Source organism: Novosphingobium resinovorum, from assembly GCF_027922145.1.
Taxonomy (GTDB): Bacteria; Pseudomonadota; Alphaproteobacteria; order Sphingomonadales; family Sphingomonadaceae; genus Novosphingobium; species Novosphingobium resinovorum.
Genome location: NZ_BSFC01000043.1, coordinates 1 through 17437, shown reverse-complemented (window position 1 = coordinate 17437; position 17437 = coordinate 1). Strand labels below are relative to the sequence as shown.

Genomic DNA, 17437 nt, shown 5'->3' with positions numbered 1-17437 from the left:
GCCGCAGATGCCGAAGCGCGCGGCGCTCCGATGCGTCGGCGGATTCGGTATTGCGGTCCATAGACGCTTGCGCACCATAATGATCCATGAATGACGGCGGCATGCATCCTTCCGCCAGCTTGCATCGTATATTCACGCAGGAACCACGAAGCCGGAAAGCCTTGTTCATGAAGCGTATCGCCAGCATCGCCATGCTCGTTGTTACCGTCACTGCAGGTATGGCGGGAGCGACGGCGCTCATGCGCAAGAACAGCGCTCAAGCCGCCCCGACGCAGGCCGTATTCCGCATCCAGGCACCGACATTCCAGGCCTCGGAGGTAGGCAAGCGCGAAACCGCCGTCTTCGCGGGCGGATGCTTCTGGGGCGTTCAGGGCGTATATCAGCATGTCCGGGGCGTGAGCAGCGCGGTATCGGGCTATGCGGGAGGCGATCGGGAAAACGCGAAATACGCCGTAGTTTCACGCGGGAGCACGGGCCATGCCGAGGCAGTGAAGGTGACGTACGACCCCCGGCAGGTCAGCTACGGACAATTACTGCACGTATTCTTCTCGGTGATCGCGGACCCCACGATGCTCAATGCGCAGGGACCGGATCGCGGCACCCAGTATCGCAGCGCGCTGTTCCCCCAGTCGCCGGGACAGCGCGAGACCGCGGAGCGATATATTGCCCAACTCGGCAAGGCAGGTGCCTGGAAGCGCCCCATCGTCACGCGCGTGGAGCCGTTTAAGGGCTTCTACCCAGCGGAAGCCTACCATCAGGACTACCTGACCCTGCACCCGGATTCGGCCTATATCCGCCGCAACGACCTGCCGAAGGTCACCGCGCTTAAAGCGACGTTCCCGGCGCTCTATCGCAGCAATCCCGTTCTCGTGTCCGGGCCGGGCACAAGTTCTGCGAAGGATCGTTGATCCTTCGGCGTAGCAGGGACGAGACCGGCGAATGCATGAAGCGAGTTCTGCCTCACGGTCGGAAAACCGGGCACTTTTGGTCTCGGCGATCCATCTCGCCGCCAGCGGCGATGCGGCCGGATTGCGCAATGTCTATGACCTCACCTCCGCCAAGCTATTCGGTATTTGCCTTCGCATCTGCGCGGACCGGGAAGCGGCGGAGGATGTGCTACAGGATGTCTACGTGAAGGTCTGGAGACGGGCGGCGTCATTCGACGCCTCTCGGGCCAGTCCCGTAAGTTGGCTCGCCACGATCGCGCGCAACGCCGCCGTCGACTGGCGCCGAGCCGAACATCGCCATGACGCCATGCCCGATAAAGCGATGGCCGCAATCGCGGACGATGCGCCGCTCGCCGATGCGCTGATGGAAGGCGATGAGGAAAGGCGCAGGCTGCTTGTCTGCCTCGAAGGCCTTCCCAGCGAGCAGTCCAGCGCCATCCGCAGCGCGTTCCTTCAGGGCTTTACCTACCAGCAGTTGGCGGAACGCAGCGATACGCCGCTCGGCACGGTCAAGAGCTGGATCCGGCGCGGCATGCTCAGGCTTAAGGATTGCCTGGGCCATGGTTGACGCAGCCGAGGAACAGGATCGCGGTGCTCTCGCCGCTGAACTCGCGCTGGGGCTGCTGGAAGGAGCCGAGCGAGCGCAGGCCTTGCGCTTGTGCCTATCCGATCCGGTCTTTGCACGCGAGGTGGAAGGATGGACCACAAGGCTATCTCCTTTACTCGATACGCTCCCGCCCGTCCTGCCTTCGTCCCGGGTCTGGCATACGGTAGCGGCGCGCATCGGAGCCGCCCCGGAGGCGCCAAGCCTGAACCGACTGCATGCTTGGCGAGCGGGTGCGCTGATGTCTGGAGCCGTCGCGGCAGCGCTCGCCCTATTCATCGTACTGCGCCCGGTCGAGCCGACTGCACGCATGCCAATGGCCGTCTCGCAGCTAAAGGGGACCGATGAGGCGCAAGTTCTCGCCATCAGCTACGACCCGCGGAAAGGCATCCTGCAGGTCGGCTCGCAGGCGGAGCCCGGCGACGGCAAGCGCGCCGAGCTATGGGTCATCCCGCAGGACGGCGTCCCGCGCTCGCTGGGAATGATGGCGCACCAGGGAGGCGCCATTCCCGTCGATCCCGCAATGCGCCCGCTTATTGCTGCGGGAGCGACGCTAGCCGTTACTATGGAAGATCCCGCCACCGCGCCCCATGCCGCGCCGAGCAGCCTGCCGGTGATGACGGGAAAAATCTCGATGATCTGATTTCTCCTGCATCCGGACCGGCATGCGCTCCGTATCTTCGGGGCATTCCATCCAAAGGAGTGCGCGAAAGAGGATCCCTGACATGCAAGCATTATCCCGCAAGTTCGCCTCCGGCCTGGCCGCCGCCCTGTTGCTCAGCGGCGGCGTAGCCATTGCGGCCAAGAACCCGATGGTGGGCGGCGCCGCGATGTATTCGACCAAGGACATCGTCGACAACGCCGTCAACTCCAGGGACCACACCACCCTCGTCGCCGCGGTTAAGGCTGCTGGGCTCGTCGATACGCTGAAGGGCCCCGGTCCGTTCACCGTCTTCGCGCCCACCAACGCCGCTTTCGCCAAGCTGCCCAAGGGCACCCTGGATTCGCTGCTCAAGCCTGAAAACAAGGCGATGCTGACGAAAGTGCTGACCTACCACGTCGTCGCGGGCCGCGTGACCGCCGCCGACATCGCCGCCAACGCCAAGGCCCATGGCGGCAAGGCCATGCTGACGACGGTAGAGGGCGAGAAGCTGACCGCCTGGAAAGACAAGGCCGGAGCCTGGTGGCTAACCGATGCCAAGAGCGGCAAGGCGAAGATCACCATCGCCAACGTCATGCAATCAAACGGTGTCATCCACGTGGTCGACACCGTGCTGATGCCCTGACCACGATTTCAACGACACATGGGGCTTGTGGGCCGTTGGCCCGCCGCCCCATGTATCTCCTGCATACTTTCAAGCGACAGGATTTTCGCGGCCATGACTTCGAGCTTTTTTTCCTTGGACCGCCGCGCCTTCACGTCGGCGGGGTTCGTTGCAGGCGCGATTGCACTGACAGTTGGACCATCTGTCGGCGCTCCGGCGGCAAGTCTCCGCCTGCCGGACGCGGAATGGCGCCGACGCCTATCCCCTCAGAGCCTGCCCCAAAAGTTGTTGAGCAATACCAGTATGTTGTGATTCAGTCCGTCCTGCGAGAGATGGAGTGATCAATGACATGGACTGGTATTGCCCGGCAGGAGCATAGCCGGAAAGGATTGCGCTATTCCAGCGATATGACGGACCGGGAGTGGGAATTGGCGGCACCGTTCATCCCGCCAGCCAAGCGCGGAGGTCGTCGTCGGACGACAGATATGCGCGAAGTAGTGAATGCCTTGCTTTACATAGCAGCCAGCGGCTGCGCTTGGCGGCTTCTGCCCAAATGCTTTCCGCCGGTCTCGACTGTGCAGCGCTATTTCTACGCTTGGCGCAACACCGGTTTGCTCGAAGCCATGAACACGATGCTGGTGTTGAACCTGCGCGAGATCGAAGGGCGCGAAGCCTCGCCGAGCGCCGGTGTGATCGACAGCCAGTCAGTTAAAACCACCGAAAGCGGCGGCCCTTGCGGGTATGACGCGGGCAAGAAGATCAAGGGCCGCAAGCGGCATATCCTGACCGACACCTGCGGCTTTCTCATCTTTATCCTCGTCCACACCGCCGACATCCAGGACCGCGACGGTGCCGTCGATGTCCTAAAGGCCGTGCGGAAACGCTTCCCGTGGCTGCGGCATGTTTTTGCCGATGGGGGCTATGCCGGCAACAAGCTCCGTACTGCCCTTGCCGGATCAGGGGCTTGGACGATCGAGATCATAAAGCGTTCGGACAAGGCGAAGGGCTTCCAGGTTCTCCCGCGGCGGTGGGTCGTCGAACGCACCTTCGCATGGCTTGGCCGATGCCGCCGCCTCGCCAAGGATTGGGAAACTACCATCGAATCCTCCACGGCATGGATAACGATAGCCTCCATCCGCATGCTCACCCGCAGAACTGCAAGGTATTGCTACGCTTGAGAAACTTCTGAGTCAGGCACTCAGGCCTATGCGGTGCTGCGACAGGGGAGTACCGAGCGTCCCTATTCGAGCCCGCTCCTCAAGGAACACCGCAAGGGTCGCTTCCTGTGCGCGGGCTGCGACCTGCCCTTGTTTTCGTCCACTACCAAGTTCGATAGCGGAACGGGGTGGCCCAGTTTCTGGAACCATTTCCCGAGCGCCCTGAAGATCGTTACCGATCGCTCCATGGGCATGGTTCGCAGGGAGGTGCGTTGCGCCCGCTGCGACGGGCACCTCGGCCACGTCTTCGACGATGGGCCACCCCCTACCGGACTGCGTTACTGCATGAATGGCGCTGCGCTGGCATTCCGGTCCGCCTGACGCGCGCCACCGGGATGGTCAGGTGCGTGGCCGGAAAGGCCAGGTCGTGACGCTCGTCGCCCATAACGGCCACCAGATAAGCACCGGCTGTAAGGCAAGGCGTGGTAAGTGGTAGGCCAGTCCCAGTCCGTAGCCCGGCTTCGCAAGGTCGAGCAGCATGTGCTGGACATTCGCCGGCCAGACGCACAGGGTGTAAGCGGCGATCCCCCACGCCGCCGCAGCGCGAAGCCGAGGCTTCCAAGGCTGCCCGATTCCCGCGGCACCGGCGATCTCGGCAAGACCGGTCAGCATGACGACTAAGGCAGGCGCAGGAACCCAATCCGGGATGATCGCGACGAATGGTGCCGAGATCGCCAAATGTAGCGTGCCAGCTACGGCATAGAGTATCGCCAGCACTACACAGGAATATCTACGGGCTCTCATGTTTGCAGGATCGTACAATCCACCAAATTAGTCACGAGTGGCGTTGTCTAAACGGCGATGCGATAGTTGCTCGGCAGCCACTCCCGCACCCGACCCTTATCGGTCGTTCGGAGGCGATTTTTCGCTGCCCAGGTACGGGCGGACAGCTTTCCGTTTTTAGCAAGGCGCGGAAATAACTTCCTTGAGGCGCGGTGATCGTCGGACTCTGAGGGTTTATCGGACTTCGGTTTGGGGAATTCGGCATCAGGTGGCAGTCGTTGGCGGACAGAACTGCAGCGTGGCGGATTCCTCGCATAGCTAGGCCCTCGCTATTAGTTCTGGCAGACGAACCAGATTGTACGCCGCAACGGTCAGCGTGAAGTTCCATTTTACGCGGTCTTGCCCTCGATGCCAGGTCTTGCACTTGTTTCTGGCTTCCCATCATTCCGGATCGCACATGCATCGGACCGTCTCATTTTGCAGCGCGGCATGAAACTGAATCGACGCCGGTGACTTGAGGAGAGGTGTTCATTTCTCGTTCAAGGTCTGCACATGGTACGCTTGCCGTTTTCCCAAGACCCTGAGTTCGGGCGCGAAGTCGCTGACATCCATTCCATCTTCGAGGCTAGTGGCACAAAACCTCAAAAACAGATGCGTGTGGCACTTGTAGGCAATTTCGTCCCTCGCAAATGCGGTATCGCCACGTTCACGACCGACGTATTTGAGAAGCTTTGCGAATTTCATCGGGAAATCGCGGTGGACGTTTATGCGCTGGATGATTCGGAAAGCCCTCTTGAATATACGGACGTAGCGGACACCATCGCGCGCAGCGATCCGCAGGATTATGCCCGCGTCGCCCGCCGGATCAACGAGTCCGGGGTAGATGCAGTTTGGCTTCAGCACGAGTACGGCATCTTCGGCGGGCGTGACGGCGAGATGGTCATTCAGTTCGTCGATCTGCTGGCCGCACCTTTGGTGCTTACCCTCCACACGGTGCTGGGAGAGCCTTCCGCGCGCCAGGGCCGCATCCTGCGCCATCTCGTGACCCGCGCCTCGCGTATCATGGTGATGTCGCGTCACTCGCGCGACTTGCTCGAGAGTGAATACGGCGCACCGCCAGGCATTCTGGAAGTTATCGACCACGGCGCGCCAGACCGGCCATTCGGCCGCCAGGAAGAATTCAAGTCGATGCTGGGCTTGTCAGGCCGCAAGGTGCTCATGACATTCGGACTGCTTGGCCCCGGCAAGGGGCTGGAACACGCGATCCGCTCACTCCCCGCGATAGTGGCACGCCACCCCGAGGCGCTCTACCGCATCGTCGGCGCAACCCACCCGAACCTTGTTGCCGAGGAAGGCGAGGCCTATCGCGACAAGCTCATAGCCTTGGCCGAACATCTCGGTGTCGCCGATTACATCATTTGGGACAACCGCTTCCTCGACACGCCTGAATTACTCGACCAATTGGAAGCGTGTGACATTTACCTCACGCCCTATCCGGGGCTGGAGCAATCCACATCCGGAACTCTGAGCTACGCGGTGGCGCTGGGCAAGGCTGTCATCTCAACGCCCTATGTCCATGCGCGCGAACTGCTTGCGCAGGATGTCGGCCGGCTGATCCGCCCGCGCTCGAGCGAAGCCATTGCCGAAGCCGTCAATGCCCTGCTCGACGCGCCGGAAGCGATGGCCGCCATGCAACGACGTGCCTACGGCCGCGGGCGCGCCACGATCTGGCCGCAGTTCGCCGAGGCCTCCGCGCGTTTGGTCGCTCGCGCGGTCGCGCCCCAGCGGGCGGCGCCGCCAGCCACCGCCATTCCGGGGCTCGCCGCAGTGCTGGCGATGAGCGATGCGACAGGCATGCTCCAGCATTCGATCGGCGTGGTTCCAGACCGCCGCCACGGCTACTGCCTCGACGACAATGCCCGCGCGCTCATGCTGATGAACGTGGCGCAGGGTCTGTCCGCAGCGGAGCGGATGAAGTGGACGCTCACCTATGCCGCCTTCGTGCAATCCGCCTGGAATCCAGATCTCGGGCGTTTTCGAAACTTCATGCGGTTCGACCGCAGTTGGTGCGAGGATGAAGGCTCCGAGGACTCGAATGGGCGGGCGATCTGGACACTGGGCGAGACTTATGCGTGCGCACCCGATGACGGCGTCGCTGACTGGGCGCTTCATCTCTACGACGATGTGAACAAGAACATGGCGCCACTGGGATCACCCCGAGCAATCGCTTTTGCCATGCTTGGCGCCTGCGCCGTACTGCGCCGCGATCCGGAGCACCGCGCCTCCCGCGATGCTGCCGCGCGCGGCGGCGACATCCTGATGCGTCTTCTGGGCGAAGGGCGGCGGCCGGACTGGGCGTGGTTCGAAGCCGTGATCGGCTACGACAATCCGCGCCTGCCGCAGGCCCTGATCGAAGCCGGCGCATTGCTGGGGCAGGAACACTGGACCGACGCAGGACTGGAAACGCTGGAATGGATATGTGCCCAGCAGGTCTCGGCGAAGCGCCAGTTCCGGCCAATCGGCTCGGAAAGCTTCCATAAGGAGCACAATTACCTGCCTTTCGACCAGCAGCCGCTGGAAGCGCAGGCGGCGATCGAGGCTGCGGGCTCGGCATGGCGCGTAACCGGCAACACATTCTGGCGCGAGCATGCGATGATGGCATGGCGGTGGTTCTTCGGCGACAATGACCGGGGTGCGATCCTTGCTGACATTGCGACGGGGCGTTGCCGGGATGGGGTAACTCCGCGCGGTGCCAACGCGAATTGCGGTGCGGAATCGATACTGGCCTTTCAGTTGTCGCATTATGCGCTTATGGAAATGCTCCCTCTGTCCACCCCGCTCCCGCGGGAAGGAGGAATGCTTGAACCGGCCTGAAAATGTTTGGTCTGAGCCGCTTCGTATCTTCGAGACGCGTCTGCACGCCGATCCGGCGCGCGTGGTTATACGCCCCTTCCATCTCGGCTGGCAGGCGAAGAATGCGCCCGGAGGTCGGGCGCTGGCCCTGGTGGATGACATCGCCGCGCTCACCGAGGAGCGCGCTGCGCTAGAGTACGAGCGCGTGCTGCGCGACTTCAAGGAACGCCACTGGCAGACCGAAAGGATTTTCGCCTGCCGCTTCGATGAAGTGGCAAGCAACCTTGGCCTCGATCCCTCCCTGTTCTCGGAAACCAAGCAGCGGCTGATCGGCTCGTATTTCTGCCATGAGTATACCTTCGCCGCAGCTGCGCTCATGAATCCGTCGATCGTCCCTTCCCCCGACCAGACAGGACTGCATGGCGGCTGCGTGCGCTTCATCATGAGCCTGCGCGCGGTGGGCGAAGGCCACATCAGCTCGATCGCCTTTCGCGAGGGTATCGCGGAATGCAGTGGCGATTTCCGGCTCTGGCCCCAGGCCGCCTTCGCGACATCGGTGGAACTTGACGAGGAAGACCAGTTCGATGCCGACTGTTCGGTGTCGGTCCACCGCCACACGGAATCGAGCCTGTCCAACACGGTGATCTTCCCGATAACCGAGCAGCAGCGCGGCGGCCTGGAGGATCTGCGCCTGGTGCGCTTCGATCATGGCGGCGGCGATTTCGAATGGGTCGGTACCTACACCGCCTATTCCGGCAGTTCGATCCGGTCGGAATTGCTGCGCACCCGTGATTTCCAGCGTTTCGATCTCGAACCGATCCGGGGGAAGGCGGGCCGCAACAAGGGCATGGCCCTGTTCCCTAAGAAGATCGACGGACAATTCGCCATGGTCGGGCGGCAGGACGGCAAGAACCTGTTCCTGCTCAAATCGGACACCATCGATACGTGGGACGACGAGGGCGTGTTGCTGATGGAGCCCAAGTACCCCTGGGAATTCATCCAGATCGGCAATTGCGGCAGCCCGATCCCGATCGATGAAGGCTGGCTGATGTTCACGCACGGAGTCGGCGCCATGCGCAAGTATGCCCTCGGCTGTGCGCTGCTCGATCGTAGCGACCCCAGTAAGGTGCTCGCTCGTACGCCCGAGCCGGTGCTCACGGCGGAAAATGCGGACCGTTCGGGTTACGTGCCCAATGTCATTTACACTTGCGGCGCGCTCAAGGTCGAGGATCGGTTGCTGATCCCCTATGGAATATCCGACAGTACCGTGGGCTTTGCGACCTGTTCGATAGAATCCCTGCTTGCGATGATGGAGTGAACTGGGAAACAGGCGAGGACGTTGTTCGAAAAGGCGAACTTCAAGTAATCAGTGCGCCGATACAGCGCCAGTGCGAACCAACCGGAACGATTGGTAGCATCGCTTAATGAGGGAATGTCGGCTATCCAATATTCAACCGAAATCGGCGGGTCGAAGATCCCAAATTCAGTCGTGCAGGTCGATGGGAGCGAGGACCTGCTGAACGGCAGGTTCTGTGAAAAACATCTGCGAGACCAAACGACTTGAACGGGTGCAAGCAAGTATTCTGCCGTCGACCCTTCTAAGTCCCTCAGCACCACAATTTCGTTCACTACGTTCGGACCGTCCGCTACTCCGGCGGGTGTCGACAAAACTAGGCCCTCTGTAGCATGCCAGATGCATGGCTAAATTTGCCGCTGATCGGGAAGCAGCATGAGGCCGGGGCGATTGGCCGACACGCTGCGCTGAGAGGACAGGATGCCCTCGATATCCTGGTATTGGTATGCTGCAACGAGAGCGCCGCTGCTCCAGATCTTTCCTGCGACGAGGCCGTATTGCTGGCGCCAGCCGGCTCCGTCAGTGGCGCCCCCCAGATCGGCGCGGGCTTCCACACCGTCAAAGTCGCGCCGCAGGATGACATTGACGACGCCCGCCACCGCGTCGGCCCCGTAGATCTCGGAGGCGCCATCGGGGACGACCTCCATTCTCTCGACGATGCCAAGCGGTATCGCGGAGATATCGAGGCCTTGCCGCGATCCGGCACAGGCAGCGCGGCGCGCGAATCCCGTGCCGCATGACCAGCACGGCCTGTCCGTCACCAGATCGGGACGAACCGGTTCACGCGCCGCCGCCGGCTGGACCAGCCCGACTGCTGCTAATGCCGGAACGGCGAACTTGCGCCAGCCTTTCATCTCAGCCTTTCATCTCAGGGCTTGATCGTACAGGCGCTGGTCACGCGTACCGGATTGCAGCGCGCCATGGCACCGTCCGGCAGGGTCACGCTGAAGTGCAGGCCAAGCGGATCGGGTGCGCCCGGATAATAATCCGTGCTCACCGCTTGTGCGCCGCTTTGCTCCGCCGCCTGTGTCTTGGCGAAGTCATGAGCCCGCGCCTCGACCGTGTTGGCGTCGGTGCGGGTGCGGATGATCACGCCGGATTTCACCCAATCACGGATCTTCGCCCCGTCTACGAGCGGATCCTGCACGATCTGGATCGCGCTTTCCGCCTCGCCATCGGGATACCAGCCGAACATCGCCCGGCCGCGCAGCGAAGGATGGCCCGAACGGTAAGCGTCCGAAACGGCACTGCGCACATCGAACAGGACGTAGATGCGTCCTCGCGCTGCCTTGAGGGTCGGCCAGCCGGTGGTCTTCACCGCCTGGGCCAGAGTGGCGGCCTTGCCGCGCACCTCGTCAGGCGTGATGAGCCGCTTGCCGGGCAGCGCCTTGCGGATTTCCGCGTCGAGTGCATCGAGCAGTCCCGCATCGTCGAGCGGTAGGGGCTGCGTGAGGCCGTGCGTGTTGGGCGTGTCGGCGGCATTGAGGGTTATCATGATCGGCAGATGGCCGGGATGCGCGCGCGACCAGGCATCTACTTCGCCAAGACACCGGATTAGTGTGGCGCAGACGACGTGATAGTCGACATCGGGGATATGCTGGACCTTGAAGCCCTGCTTCAGCATCGCCGCCTGATCGAAGCCATCCTCACGTGCGTGCGCCCGTTCGGCGTCCGAAAGCAGCGCCTCGCCCTTCGGGTGGGCAAACCGGCCACCCTTGGGGTCCGCGAATATGTCGATTTCCAGCTGCCGGACGCCTGCGTCGAGCTGGGCGCTCAGCGGCAGATGGTAATAGTCCAGCGCCTCGGCCATCTTCGGATCGCGGCGGCGCAGTTCAGCCATGATAGCGGCTGGAATGCGCGTCTTGTAGCTGTTGTGCGAACCAATGACCTGAATGTCATTCATCCGCAGTGCTTCGCCCTCACCCGCAGAGGCCGGGGAGGCCGAAGCCCCCCCGAACGCTAGTGCCGCCAGCAGGATTGCGGTGCTTTTTGCCCTGACGCCGCGCATCAGAATTCGGCCCGCGCGCCGAACAGGATCGTGCGGCCGTAATCGTTGATGTCGCCGTAGCGGATCGGCAGGTCGTTGTAGGTGTACTGGCGGGCCTTGGCGATGTTGATCGCTTCCAGGCTGAGCGTCACGTTGCTGGTCAGGCGATAGGCCAGCGAGCCGTCGAGCGAGCCGAACGAGGCGGTGTAGGTCGGCGCCTGCGTGGTGCTGCCAGTGCCGGACAGATAACGGTCGCGCCAGACGTAGGACAGGCGGGTCGAAACCGGACCCTTCTCGAAGAAGCCGACCACGTTGAAGCTGTTCTTCGACAGGCCGATCATCTCGTCCTTGATAACGCGCGAACCGGCGGTGTAGTTCGCCTTGACCGAGGTGCGGGTGTACGACGCCTGGAAGCCCAGGCCGTCGAACGGCTGCGGCAGGAAGGTGAATACCTGCTGGTAGGCGGCCTCGAAGCCGTAGACCTTGGCGTCGCCGCCGTTGACCTGCGTGCTCAACTGCACCGTGCCGCGGCCCGGAATGTCGATCGGCACGTTCTGCTGGGTGATGTAGTCATCCATCGCCTTGTAGAACACCGCGCCGGTGAGCGAGCCGGACTTGTTGAAGTACCATTCCAGCGAACCGTCGAACTGCGTGGCGAGGAACGGCACGAGGTCCGGGTTGCCGCCACTGGCGGTCGGCGCGTCGGTCGAGATGGTGATGCGCGGGGCGCTGTCGGTCACGTTCGGACGGGTCAGTACGCGGCTGGCGCTAAGGCGACCGATGAACGACGGCGTCAGTTCGGCGCGCAAGTTGAAGCTGGGCAGGACGTTGTTGAACGTCTTGGGATAGCTCACCGGGGTGATCGTGTTGCCGGTGCGCAAGTTGCCGCTGGCGATCTGATCGGTGTGGACATAGCGCAGGCCCACGTTGCCGGTGATCGAAACCGAACCCAGCGAGAAGTCGTAGTCCGCACGCACATAGGCGCTCAGAATCTTCTCGGTGGTGCGGAACGAAGCGGCGAGGTCGGCCGGGGTCAGCGCCGAATTTTCGACATCCGAAGTGAAGAACGCATCCAGATAGGCGCTGGTCACCGGCACCAGGAAGTTGCGCGGGATGTTGCCGCCAAGGCCGCCGAGGTAATCGTCGAACGGCAGCTGCTCGTAGGCGCCCGAACCGAGGCTCGACAGCGGCGTGCCCGCCACGGGGTTCACGATGAAGTCGCGGCGCGAATAGTCGCGCTTGCGGAACTGATACTCGCCGCCGACCGCGATCTTCGAGAGGAAGCCGTCGAAATCGTGCGCCACGTCGCCGCGGGCGTAGAAGTTCCAGTCCTTGCTGTTCTTGGGCGCGATGTTGAACTGGTACAGCTGGTAATTGGCGGGGTTGGTCGGATCGACGGTGGTGTTGAAGTCCGGCACTTCCTTGTAGCCGCGCGTCGCATCGTACGTCAGCGGCGCGAAGAACATCGCGCGGCTGCGCACGGTGCCGACGTCGTAGCTGGGGTGATAGCTGTGCGCGTAGGACCAGTTCACCGTTCCCGCGACATGCCAGTCGTCATGGTCCCACGTCTGGCGCAGGCCGACGTTGAACAAGTCGTGGCGGTTGAGGCTGTACTCGCGCGAGGCCATGAAGCGCACGTCGTTGATCGTCGCCTTCACCACGGTATCACCGTCGATCACGGTGCTGCCCGGCACGATGGTCGGGCGGTGACCGGCGACGCTGGTGTCGTCGGGATAGATGTCGAGGCCGAACTCGTCGTAAGCCACGTCGAGGCGGGTGGCGAGGACGTTCAGCGTCGTCGTCATCTCCGGGTTCGGGCGCCACTGCATCGACAGCATGCCCGAAAGACGCTCGCGCTTTTCGGTCTCGACCGTGGCGCGGGTGCGGGTGGGCAGGTAGAGCCCGGTCTGGCCCAGCTGCGAGGCGAAGCGGTCCTTGTACCAGCCGGCGTTGTACCAGCGGTCGTTGCGCACGTCCTTGGCCCAGTACTGGGCACCGACGAGGATGCCGAAGGTGTCGTCCTTGTTGACCCAGCTGGTGATGAGCGTAGCGTTCGGCTTAACCTTGCCGGTCTGCTCGGTATACGTGCCGCGCAAGTTGAGCGTGGTCTTGGTGCCGACGTCGAAGGGCTCGAAGGTCTTGACGTTGATGTTGCCGCCCAGCGCGCCCTCGGTCATGTCGCCGGTGGGCGTCTTTACCACGTCAATGCTGGAGGTGAACTCGGCAGGGAGCATCTCGAAGCGGAACTGGCGACCGGCGGCGCCGCCGTTCTCGATCACTTCGTTCACCGCCACCGGGCTGCCGTTCAGCAGGGTGTTCTGGAACTGCGGGCCAAGGCCACGAACGCTGACGTTCAGGCCTTCACCGCGCGGACGGGTGATGGCGACGCCGGTGACCAGCTGCAGCGCTTCAGCGACGTTCTGGGTGGGGAACTTGCCGATGTCGGTCGAATTGATCGAGTCCACCTGGTACGACGCGGTGCGCTTCGCCTCGGTCGCGGCGCGCAGGCTGCGAGCGTAACTGCCGGTGACAACGATGTCCTCGCCGTTGATTTCGCCTGCCGTTGCTGACGTCGGTGCCGGTATCGTCTGGGCCGAAGCCGAAGCGGCGACGCAGGCGAACAGGATTACCGACGCTGACGACGCCAGCGCACGCTTGGTGATACGCATTGAGATTTGCCCCGAAATGAATGAATTCGTTTGCAGGGGCAGCCACTAGGCGGCGAGAATGACAGTTCCGCGTCCCGGCCATGACGATTCGATGAATTATGATATAAATGAGAAATATTTCTCTTTGTAGCTAAGGCTCAGGACTGATTGATTGATCCAGAAGGTGATGGTTGCGGCAATGCAGATAGCGGAAATGATGGTGCGCGCGCATTGGTCGTAGCGAGTATGGATGCGGTGCCAATCCGTGAGCCTGGCGAACATGTTCTCGATTCTGCGGCGTTGGCGATTGAGCATAGCATCATGTGTTATAGGGACCTTTCGGTTCCTCTTTGACGGGATGCAGGCGGTGATGTCTGCGCTCTGCGAGCGCCTTGCGGAACCAGTCGGTACATAGCCTCAGTCGCCGAGCAGAGCTTTGGCGTGAGGCAAGGCGTCGAGCATCAAGGCAGCGCCTTTGAAGTCGCTCATCTGTCCCTCGCTGAGCAGCATGATCAACGGCATGCCTCTGCCGTCGCATACGATATTGGAACTTGAAGTTCAGGCCGCCTCTGGTGCGTCCGATACTTCGGGGGAACAGCCCCTTTTTGAGTAGGCTGGCGGCTGTTCGGTGCGCTTTCAAATGGGTAGCATTGATCATTAACTGGTCGGGCTTGCCGCCCTGCGCCGAAAGGGCGGCGACGATCTTTAAATACCCCGAGGCGGCTCCAACGAACAAAGCGATTGTAGATCGTCTTGGGTGGACCATAGTCGGCAGGAGCATCGCGCCATCGCAAGCCGTTCCTGATAACAAAGACGATGCCGCTGATGATCCGGCGATCATCCACTCGTGGCAAGCCGTGCGACGGCGGAGAATACGGCTCGATCCGGCGCATCTGCGCCTCCGAAAGTCAGATCAGATCACTTATCGCAACGCCTCCTTGCGCCACCATTAAATCAACCGATCTTCTGCTCTGCAAAACATTTTAATAGCTCCTGAGCCTAGATAAGTGATGCCGGAGCAGAACGGGGGGTAATCCGGCCATGACGCGCGAACATTTAGGCCGCCAGCGGAATGCGGGCAGGCTGCCGAGCGTATGCACCCTGCTCAAGGGCGCTATTCAAAACATCGTCTATCTCTTTCGCTTAGGGGACGATCGGTCCTTAACGGTCAGAGCACAAAGCTAGTGGACTGCGACAGCCCGCGCCACTGCGCGATTTCCGCTTCCATGCCGTCAAGTTTGCTTCGGACGAGGTCCAGCGCATCGTGCCCCAGAAACAGGCGCGTCGGCGGGGCTGGCGCCTCCACCAGCGCCAGCAAAGCCCGCGCCGCACGCGCCGGATCGCCGGGCTGGTGCCCGCTTTTGGCCTGACGCGCTACCCGGATAGGGTCCATGATCGCGTCATAGTCGGCAATGCTGCGCGGAGCGCGGTCCATCGACCGCCCGGCCCAGTCGGTGCGGAACTGGCCGGGCGCCAGAGCCGTCACCCGGATGCCGAAGGGCGCTACTTCCTTACCCAGCGCTTCGGAAATCCCCTCCAACGCGAACTTGCTTCCGCAATAGAAGCTGATGCCGGGCATGGTAATGAACCCGCCCATCGACGTCACGTTGATGATATGGCCGCGCCGCCGCTCGCGCATGCCGGGCAAGAGCGCCTTGATCATTGCCACGGGGCCGAAAACATTAGCGGCGAACTGGCGTTGCAGGTCGTCCATCGACGATTCCTCCAGCGCCCCCTCATGGCCATAGCCGGCATTGTTGACGAGCACATCGATCGGTCCGACCCGCTGCTCTGCAGCCGCCACCATGTCCGCAACCGCGTCCAGATGCGTCACGTCCAGCAACAACGGATGCGTCCGGCCGGGCGCAAGCGCCGCAAAGCTCTCGGCATCGGCGGGTGTCCGCACAGTGCCGATGACGACATGATCGGCGCCCAGCGCGCCCTCGGCAAAGGCCCGGCCCAGACCCGAACTGACGCCGGTGATCAGGAAAGTCTTTGGGATGGCTACTGACATGGCTTACTCCATGATTCGAACATCAACTATATCATGATATATTTATTGAGATGACGTCCATCAAGCCCCCCTCGACCGGTTCGCGTGGTGAACCGGTGCGCAATCGAGTCATCGATGCGGCCGAGCACCTGCTGCGCGATGGCAAAGCGGAATTTTCCATGCGTGATCTGGCGACGGAAGCGGGTGTCAGTTTCGCCACACCGTTCAACCAATTCGGCAGCAAGGCCGCGATCATGCATGCCCTGTCGGCGCGGCGGATCGCAACCGCGACCCAGAGGTTCGCGGACAAGCCCCGCCTTGACAATGCCGGCCAGCGCGTTTTGCTGGCGGTTGCCACGATGGTTGAGTTGATGTTGGAAGAACCGCGTGTGAACCGCGCGGTGATGGGATGGCTCGGCACGTCGGGGCCGACACATGGCGAAGTGCTGGCGCAGTCCACCGCCCTATGGACCCTGGCGCTCGGGACGGGCGAGGGCCTGAGCGAGAACGGACAGGATCAAGCGCTACCGGCTTTGGCAAGGCACCTGGCCTTCGCCTTTCGCGGCGTGTTGTCCTTCTGGACTGCTGGCGAACTACCGGACGAGGAACTCGCAGCCAATGCCCGCAACGTGGCCAGCGCCTTGCTGAAGTTGCCCAGCTGAATGACTGACCGGCTAAACGTCAGCGCCGCAAAGCGCGCCTGCCCCAGCCGCAGCGGCGCCGCGCTGTAGCGGCCGAGGCGCTCGACCGCACGCCCGAGCGGCATTACCCGCGCATCGAGCCAGTCGCTCTGCCAGTCCCCTGCAGCCGGATCGAACGTGCCGTGGCCGGTGATCGCCGATGCCCCGACCATGGCCCATTGCCGGGCCGGAACCACCAGCCCAGATGCGGCCTCGAGCCCGACTTTGCCCGAGAAGACCCGCAACTCGCTGCCGTCGCCGCTGTGATCGACGCTGAAGCTGGTGCCGAGCGCGGTCATGCGGGCCTGCGACGTGTGTACCTCGAAGGGGCGCTCCGGATCGTGCCGAACGTCGTATCGCGTGGCGGCCCCGCGCGAAGTCTACAGCCACGCGCGAGGACGCATCTAGGGCGTAGACTCATTACCCGTTGCACCAGAGACGTGCGCAAATGAGCTTGATGGCCGCGAGATAGTTGGCAGCGTCCTTGTCGTATCGCGTGGCGATGCCCCGGAACTGCTTGATCCGATTAAAGAAGCGCTCGACGAGATTACGCTGGCGGTAGAGCCATGACGAGAAGCCGAAGCGCTGCTTACGGTTGGAGCGGTTGGGAATGTTGGCCCAGATGTTTCGGGCCGCCGCCGTCACATGTTCATTCTGCCCATGTCGGGCAGATGGTAGAGTTTCATTATCGTTGGCATCCATATTACGGCGGCCGTTTTCGGTATGAAGGCCGCGAGGATCGGGCCAGTGGTGCGATTGTCCGGGTAGAGATCAGGCCGGGCGAGATCATTCAGGTTTCGGAGTGGATGCTGGATCGGGCGTTTTGCGCTGATATGGCAATGGGCGAACCGCGGGTTGCGGTGACTGGCCTCGTGGAGCTTCATAGACTGCTTACCGATCGCGGTTTCAGGCAGACTTCGTCGGATGGACTCACCGCCATCCAGGAGGCGCCCTATGAAGGCATTACCACCACCCTCGACGTTACCGATGCTGACCCGTCAGTTGAGCATGCCGCTCGATATGCCACAGATTCGGGGCCTGACCGACGCGGAACGAAGCACGGTCGTCGCCAGGTTGGCGACCCTCCTGATGGCGGCGGCCGGCGCCGTGGAGAAGGAGCCGAGCGATGACGGGCAATAATCTCATTCCGGCCACGGTGCTTAATC

The 17437-nt window shown here is 62.4% G+C and carries 14 protein-coding genes and 4 pseudogenes; 10 read left to right on the top strand and 8 right to left on the bottom strand.

The genetic code is table 11. The features are described 5' to 3' along the window. Window positions 1-167: 167 nt before the first annotated feature. From msrA to msrB, 6 genes and pseudogenes are all read left to right on the top strand, one after another. Window positions 168-908 (top strand): peptide-methionine (S)-S-oxide reductase MsrA, encoded by a 741-nt coding sequence (msrA, locus tag PKE80_RS21805; protein ID WP_271184479.1) that lies wholly within the window; start codon window positions 168-170, stop codon window positions 906-908. Between the two features lie 31 nt (window positions 909-939). Next, complete coding sequence (locus PKE80_RS21800) at window positions 940-1515, top strand: sigma-70 family RNA polymerase sigma factor (RefSeq protein ID WP_271184322.1); 576 nt, start codon at window positions 940-942, stop codon at window positions 1513-1515. Continuing rightward, the gene (locus PKE80_RS21795; RefSeq protein WP_271184321.1) at window positions 1508-2194 is read left to right on the top strand and encodes an anti-sigma factor; all 687 of its coding nucleotides are present in this window, start codon (window positions 1508-1510) and stop codon (window positions 2192-2194) included. The genes PKE80_RS21800 and PKE80_RS21795 overlap by 8 nt, the downstream gene beginning before the upstream one ends. Window positions 2195-2276: 82 nt before the next feature. Continuing rightward, window positions 2277-2837, top strand: a complete 561-nt coding sequence (locus PKE80_RS21790) for a fasciclin domain-containing protein (protein ID WP_271184320.1) — start codon at window positions 2277-2279, stop codon at window positions 2835-2837. A 323-nt stretch (window positions 2838-3160) separates the two neighbouring features. Then, entirely contained in the window at window positions 3161-3994 is an 834-nt protein-coding gene (locus tag PKE80_RS21785) for an IS5 family transposase (RefSeq protein WP_037517694.1), read from the top strand. Window positions 3995-4018: 24 nt separating this feature from the next. Then, window positions 4019-4354 (top strand): annotated as a pseudogene (gene msrB / locus PKE80_RS21780) (peptide-methionine (R)-S-oxide reductase MsrB); the annotation flags it as partial. A gap of 18 nt (window positions 4355-4372) precedes the next feature. Here the strand turns inward: msrB and PKE80_RS21775 are convergent. Next, complete coding sequence (locus PKE80_RS21775; protein WP_271184319.1) at window positions 4373-4777, bottom strand: DoxX family protein; 405 nt, start codon at window positions 4775-4777, stop codon at window positions 4373-4375. 531 nt (window positions 4778-5308) lie between these two features. On the opposite strand from PKE80_RS21775, the gene PKE80_RS21770 reads away from it, so the two are divergent. Further along, window positions 5309-7630 (top strand): glycosyltransferase family 4 protein, encoded by a 2322-nt coding sequence (locus PKE80_RS21770; RefSeq protein ID WP_271184318.1) that lies wholly within the window; start codon window positions 5309-5311, stop codon window positions 7628-7630. Then, window positions 7617-8927, top strand: coding sequence for a glycoside hydrolase family 130 protein (locus PKE80_RS21765; protein WP_271184317.1), 1311 nt, complete (start codon window positions 7617-7619; stop codon window positions 8925-8927). Before PKE80_RS21770 ends, PKE80_RS21765 begins: the two co-directional genes overlap by 14 nt. A 383-nt stretch (window positions 8928-9310) precedes the next feature. Here PKE80_RS21765 and PKE80_RS21760 read toward each other — a convergent pair whose 3' ends face one another. From PKE80_RS21760 to PKE80_RS21740, 5 genes and pseudogenes are all read right to left on the bottom strand, one after another. Continuing rightward, window positions 9311-9817 (bottom strand): TonB-dependent receptor plug domain-containing protein, encoded by a 507-nt coding sequence (locus PKE80_RS21760; RefSeq protein WP_271184316.1) that lies wholly within the window; start codon window positions 9815-9817, stop codon window positions 9311-9313. 14 nt (window positions 9818-9831) lie between these two features. After that, window positions 9832-10866 carry a Ca2+-dependent phosphoinositide-specific phospholipase C gene (locus PKE80_RS21755; RefSeq protein WP_271184315.1) on the bottom strand — a complete coding sequence of 345 codons (1035 nt, stop codon included), beginning with the start codon at window positions 10864-10866 and terminating at the stop codon, window positions 9832-9834. A 104-nt stretch (window positions 10867-10970) separates the two neighbouring features. Next, window positions 10971-13619 carry a TonB-dependent receptor gene (locus PKE80_RS21750; protein ID WP_271184314.1) on the bottom strand — a complete coding sequence of 883 codons (2649 nt, stop codon included), beginning with the start codon at window positions 13617-13619 and terminating at the stop codon, window positions 10971-10973. A 96-nt stretch (window positions 13620-13715) separates the two neighbouring features. After that, window positions 13716-14491 (bottom strand): annotated as a pseudogene (locus PKE80_RS21745) (IS5 family transposase). A 275-nt stretch (window positions 14492-14766) separates the two neighbouring features. Next, window positions 14767-15612 (bottom strand): oxidoreductase, encoded by an 846-nt coding sequence (locus PKE80_RS21740; RefSeq protein ID WP_271184313.1) that lies wholly within the window; start codon window positions 15610-15612, stop codon window positions 14767-14769. Window positions 15613-15662: 50 nt separating this feature from the next. Between PKE80_RS21740 and PKE80_RS21735 the strand changes: the two genes are divergently transcribed. Further along, window positions 15663-16253, top strand: a complete 591-nt coding sequence (locus PKE80_RS21735) for a TetR/AcrR family transcriptional regulator (RefSeq protein ID WP_271184312.1) — start codon at window positions 15663-15665, stop codon at window positions 16251-16253. Window positions 16254-16504: 251 nt separating this feature from the next. Here PKE80_RS21735 and PKE80_RS25370 read toward each other — a convergent pair. Further along, window positions 16505-16633, bottom strand: a pseudogene (locus tag PKE80_RS25370) (FecR domain-containing protein); the annotation flags it as partial. Window positions 16634-16691: 58 nt separating this feature from the next. Beyond that, window positions 16692-16910, bottom strand: a pseudogene (locus PKE80_RS21730) (transposase); the annotation flags it as partial. A gap of 315 nt (window positions 16911-17225) precedes the next feature. Here PKE80_RS21730 and PKE80_RS21725 point away from each other — a divergent pair. After that, a complete protein-coding gene (locus tag PKE80_RS21725) occupies window positions 17226-17411 on the top strand; it encodes a hypothetical protein (RefSeq protein WP_162792473.1) in 186 nt (61 codons plus the stop codon). The last annotated feature ends 26 nt before the right edge of the window (window positions 17412-17437 follow it).

Coding starts and splice junctions, on each gene's coding strand:
- msrA (WP_271184479.1), top strand. CDS start 168: ATGAAGCGTATCGCCAGCATCGCCATGCTCGTTGTTACCGTCACTGCA.
- PKE80_RS21800 (WP_271184322.1), top strand. CDS start 940: ATGCATGAAGCGAGTTCTGCCTCACGGTCGGAAAACCGGGCACTTTTG.
- PKE80_RS21795 (WP_271184321.1), top strand. CDS start 1,508: ATGGTTGACGCAGCCGAGGAACAGGATCGCGGTGCTCTCGCCGCTGAA.
- PKE80_RS21790 (WP_271184320.1), top strand. CDS start 2,277: ATGCAAGCATTATCCCGCAAGTTCGCCTCCGGCCTGGCCGCCGCCCTG.
- PKE80_RS21785 (WP_037517694.1), top strand. CDS start 3,161: ATGACATGGACTGGTATTGCCCGGCAGGAGCATAGCCGGAAAGGATTG.
- PKE80_RS21775 (WP_271184319.1), bottom strand. CDS start 4,777: ATGAGAGCCCGTAGATATTCCTGTGTAGTGCTGGCGATACTCTATGCC.
- PKE80_RS21770 (WP_271184318.1), top strand. CDS start 5,309: ATGGTACGCTTGCCGTTTTCCCAAGACCCTGAGTTCGGGCGCGAAGTC.
- PKE80_RS21760 (WP_271184316.1), bottom strand. CDS start 9,817: ATGAAAGGCTGGCGCAAGTTCGCCGTTCCGGCATTAGCAGCAGTCGGG.
- PKE80_RS21755 (WP_271184315.1), bottom strand. CDS start 10,866: ATGAATGACATTCAGGTCATTGGTTCGCACAACAGCTACAAGACGCGC.
- PKE80_RS21750 (WP_271184314.1), bottom strand. CDS start 13,619: ATGCGTATCACCAAGCGTGCGCTGGCGTCGTCAGCGTCGGTAATCCTG.
- PKE80_RS21740 (WP_271184313.1), bottom strand. CDS start 15,612: ATGTCAGTAGCCATCCCAAAGACTTTCCTGATCACCGGCGTCAGTTCG.
- PKE80_RS21735 (WP_271184312.1), top strand. CDS start 15,663: ATGACGTCCATCAAGCCCCCCTCGACCGGTTCGCGTGGTGAACCGGTG.
- PKE80_RS21725 (WP_162792473.1), top strand. CDS start 17,226: ATGAAGGCATTACCACCACCCTCGACGTTACCGATGCTGACCCGTCAG.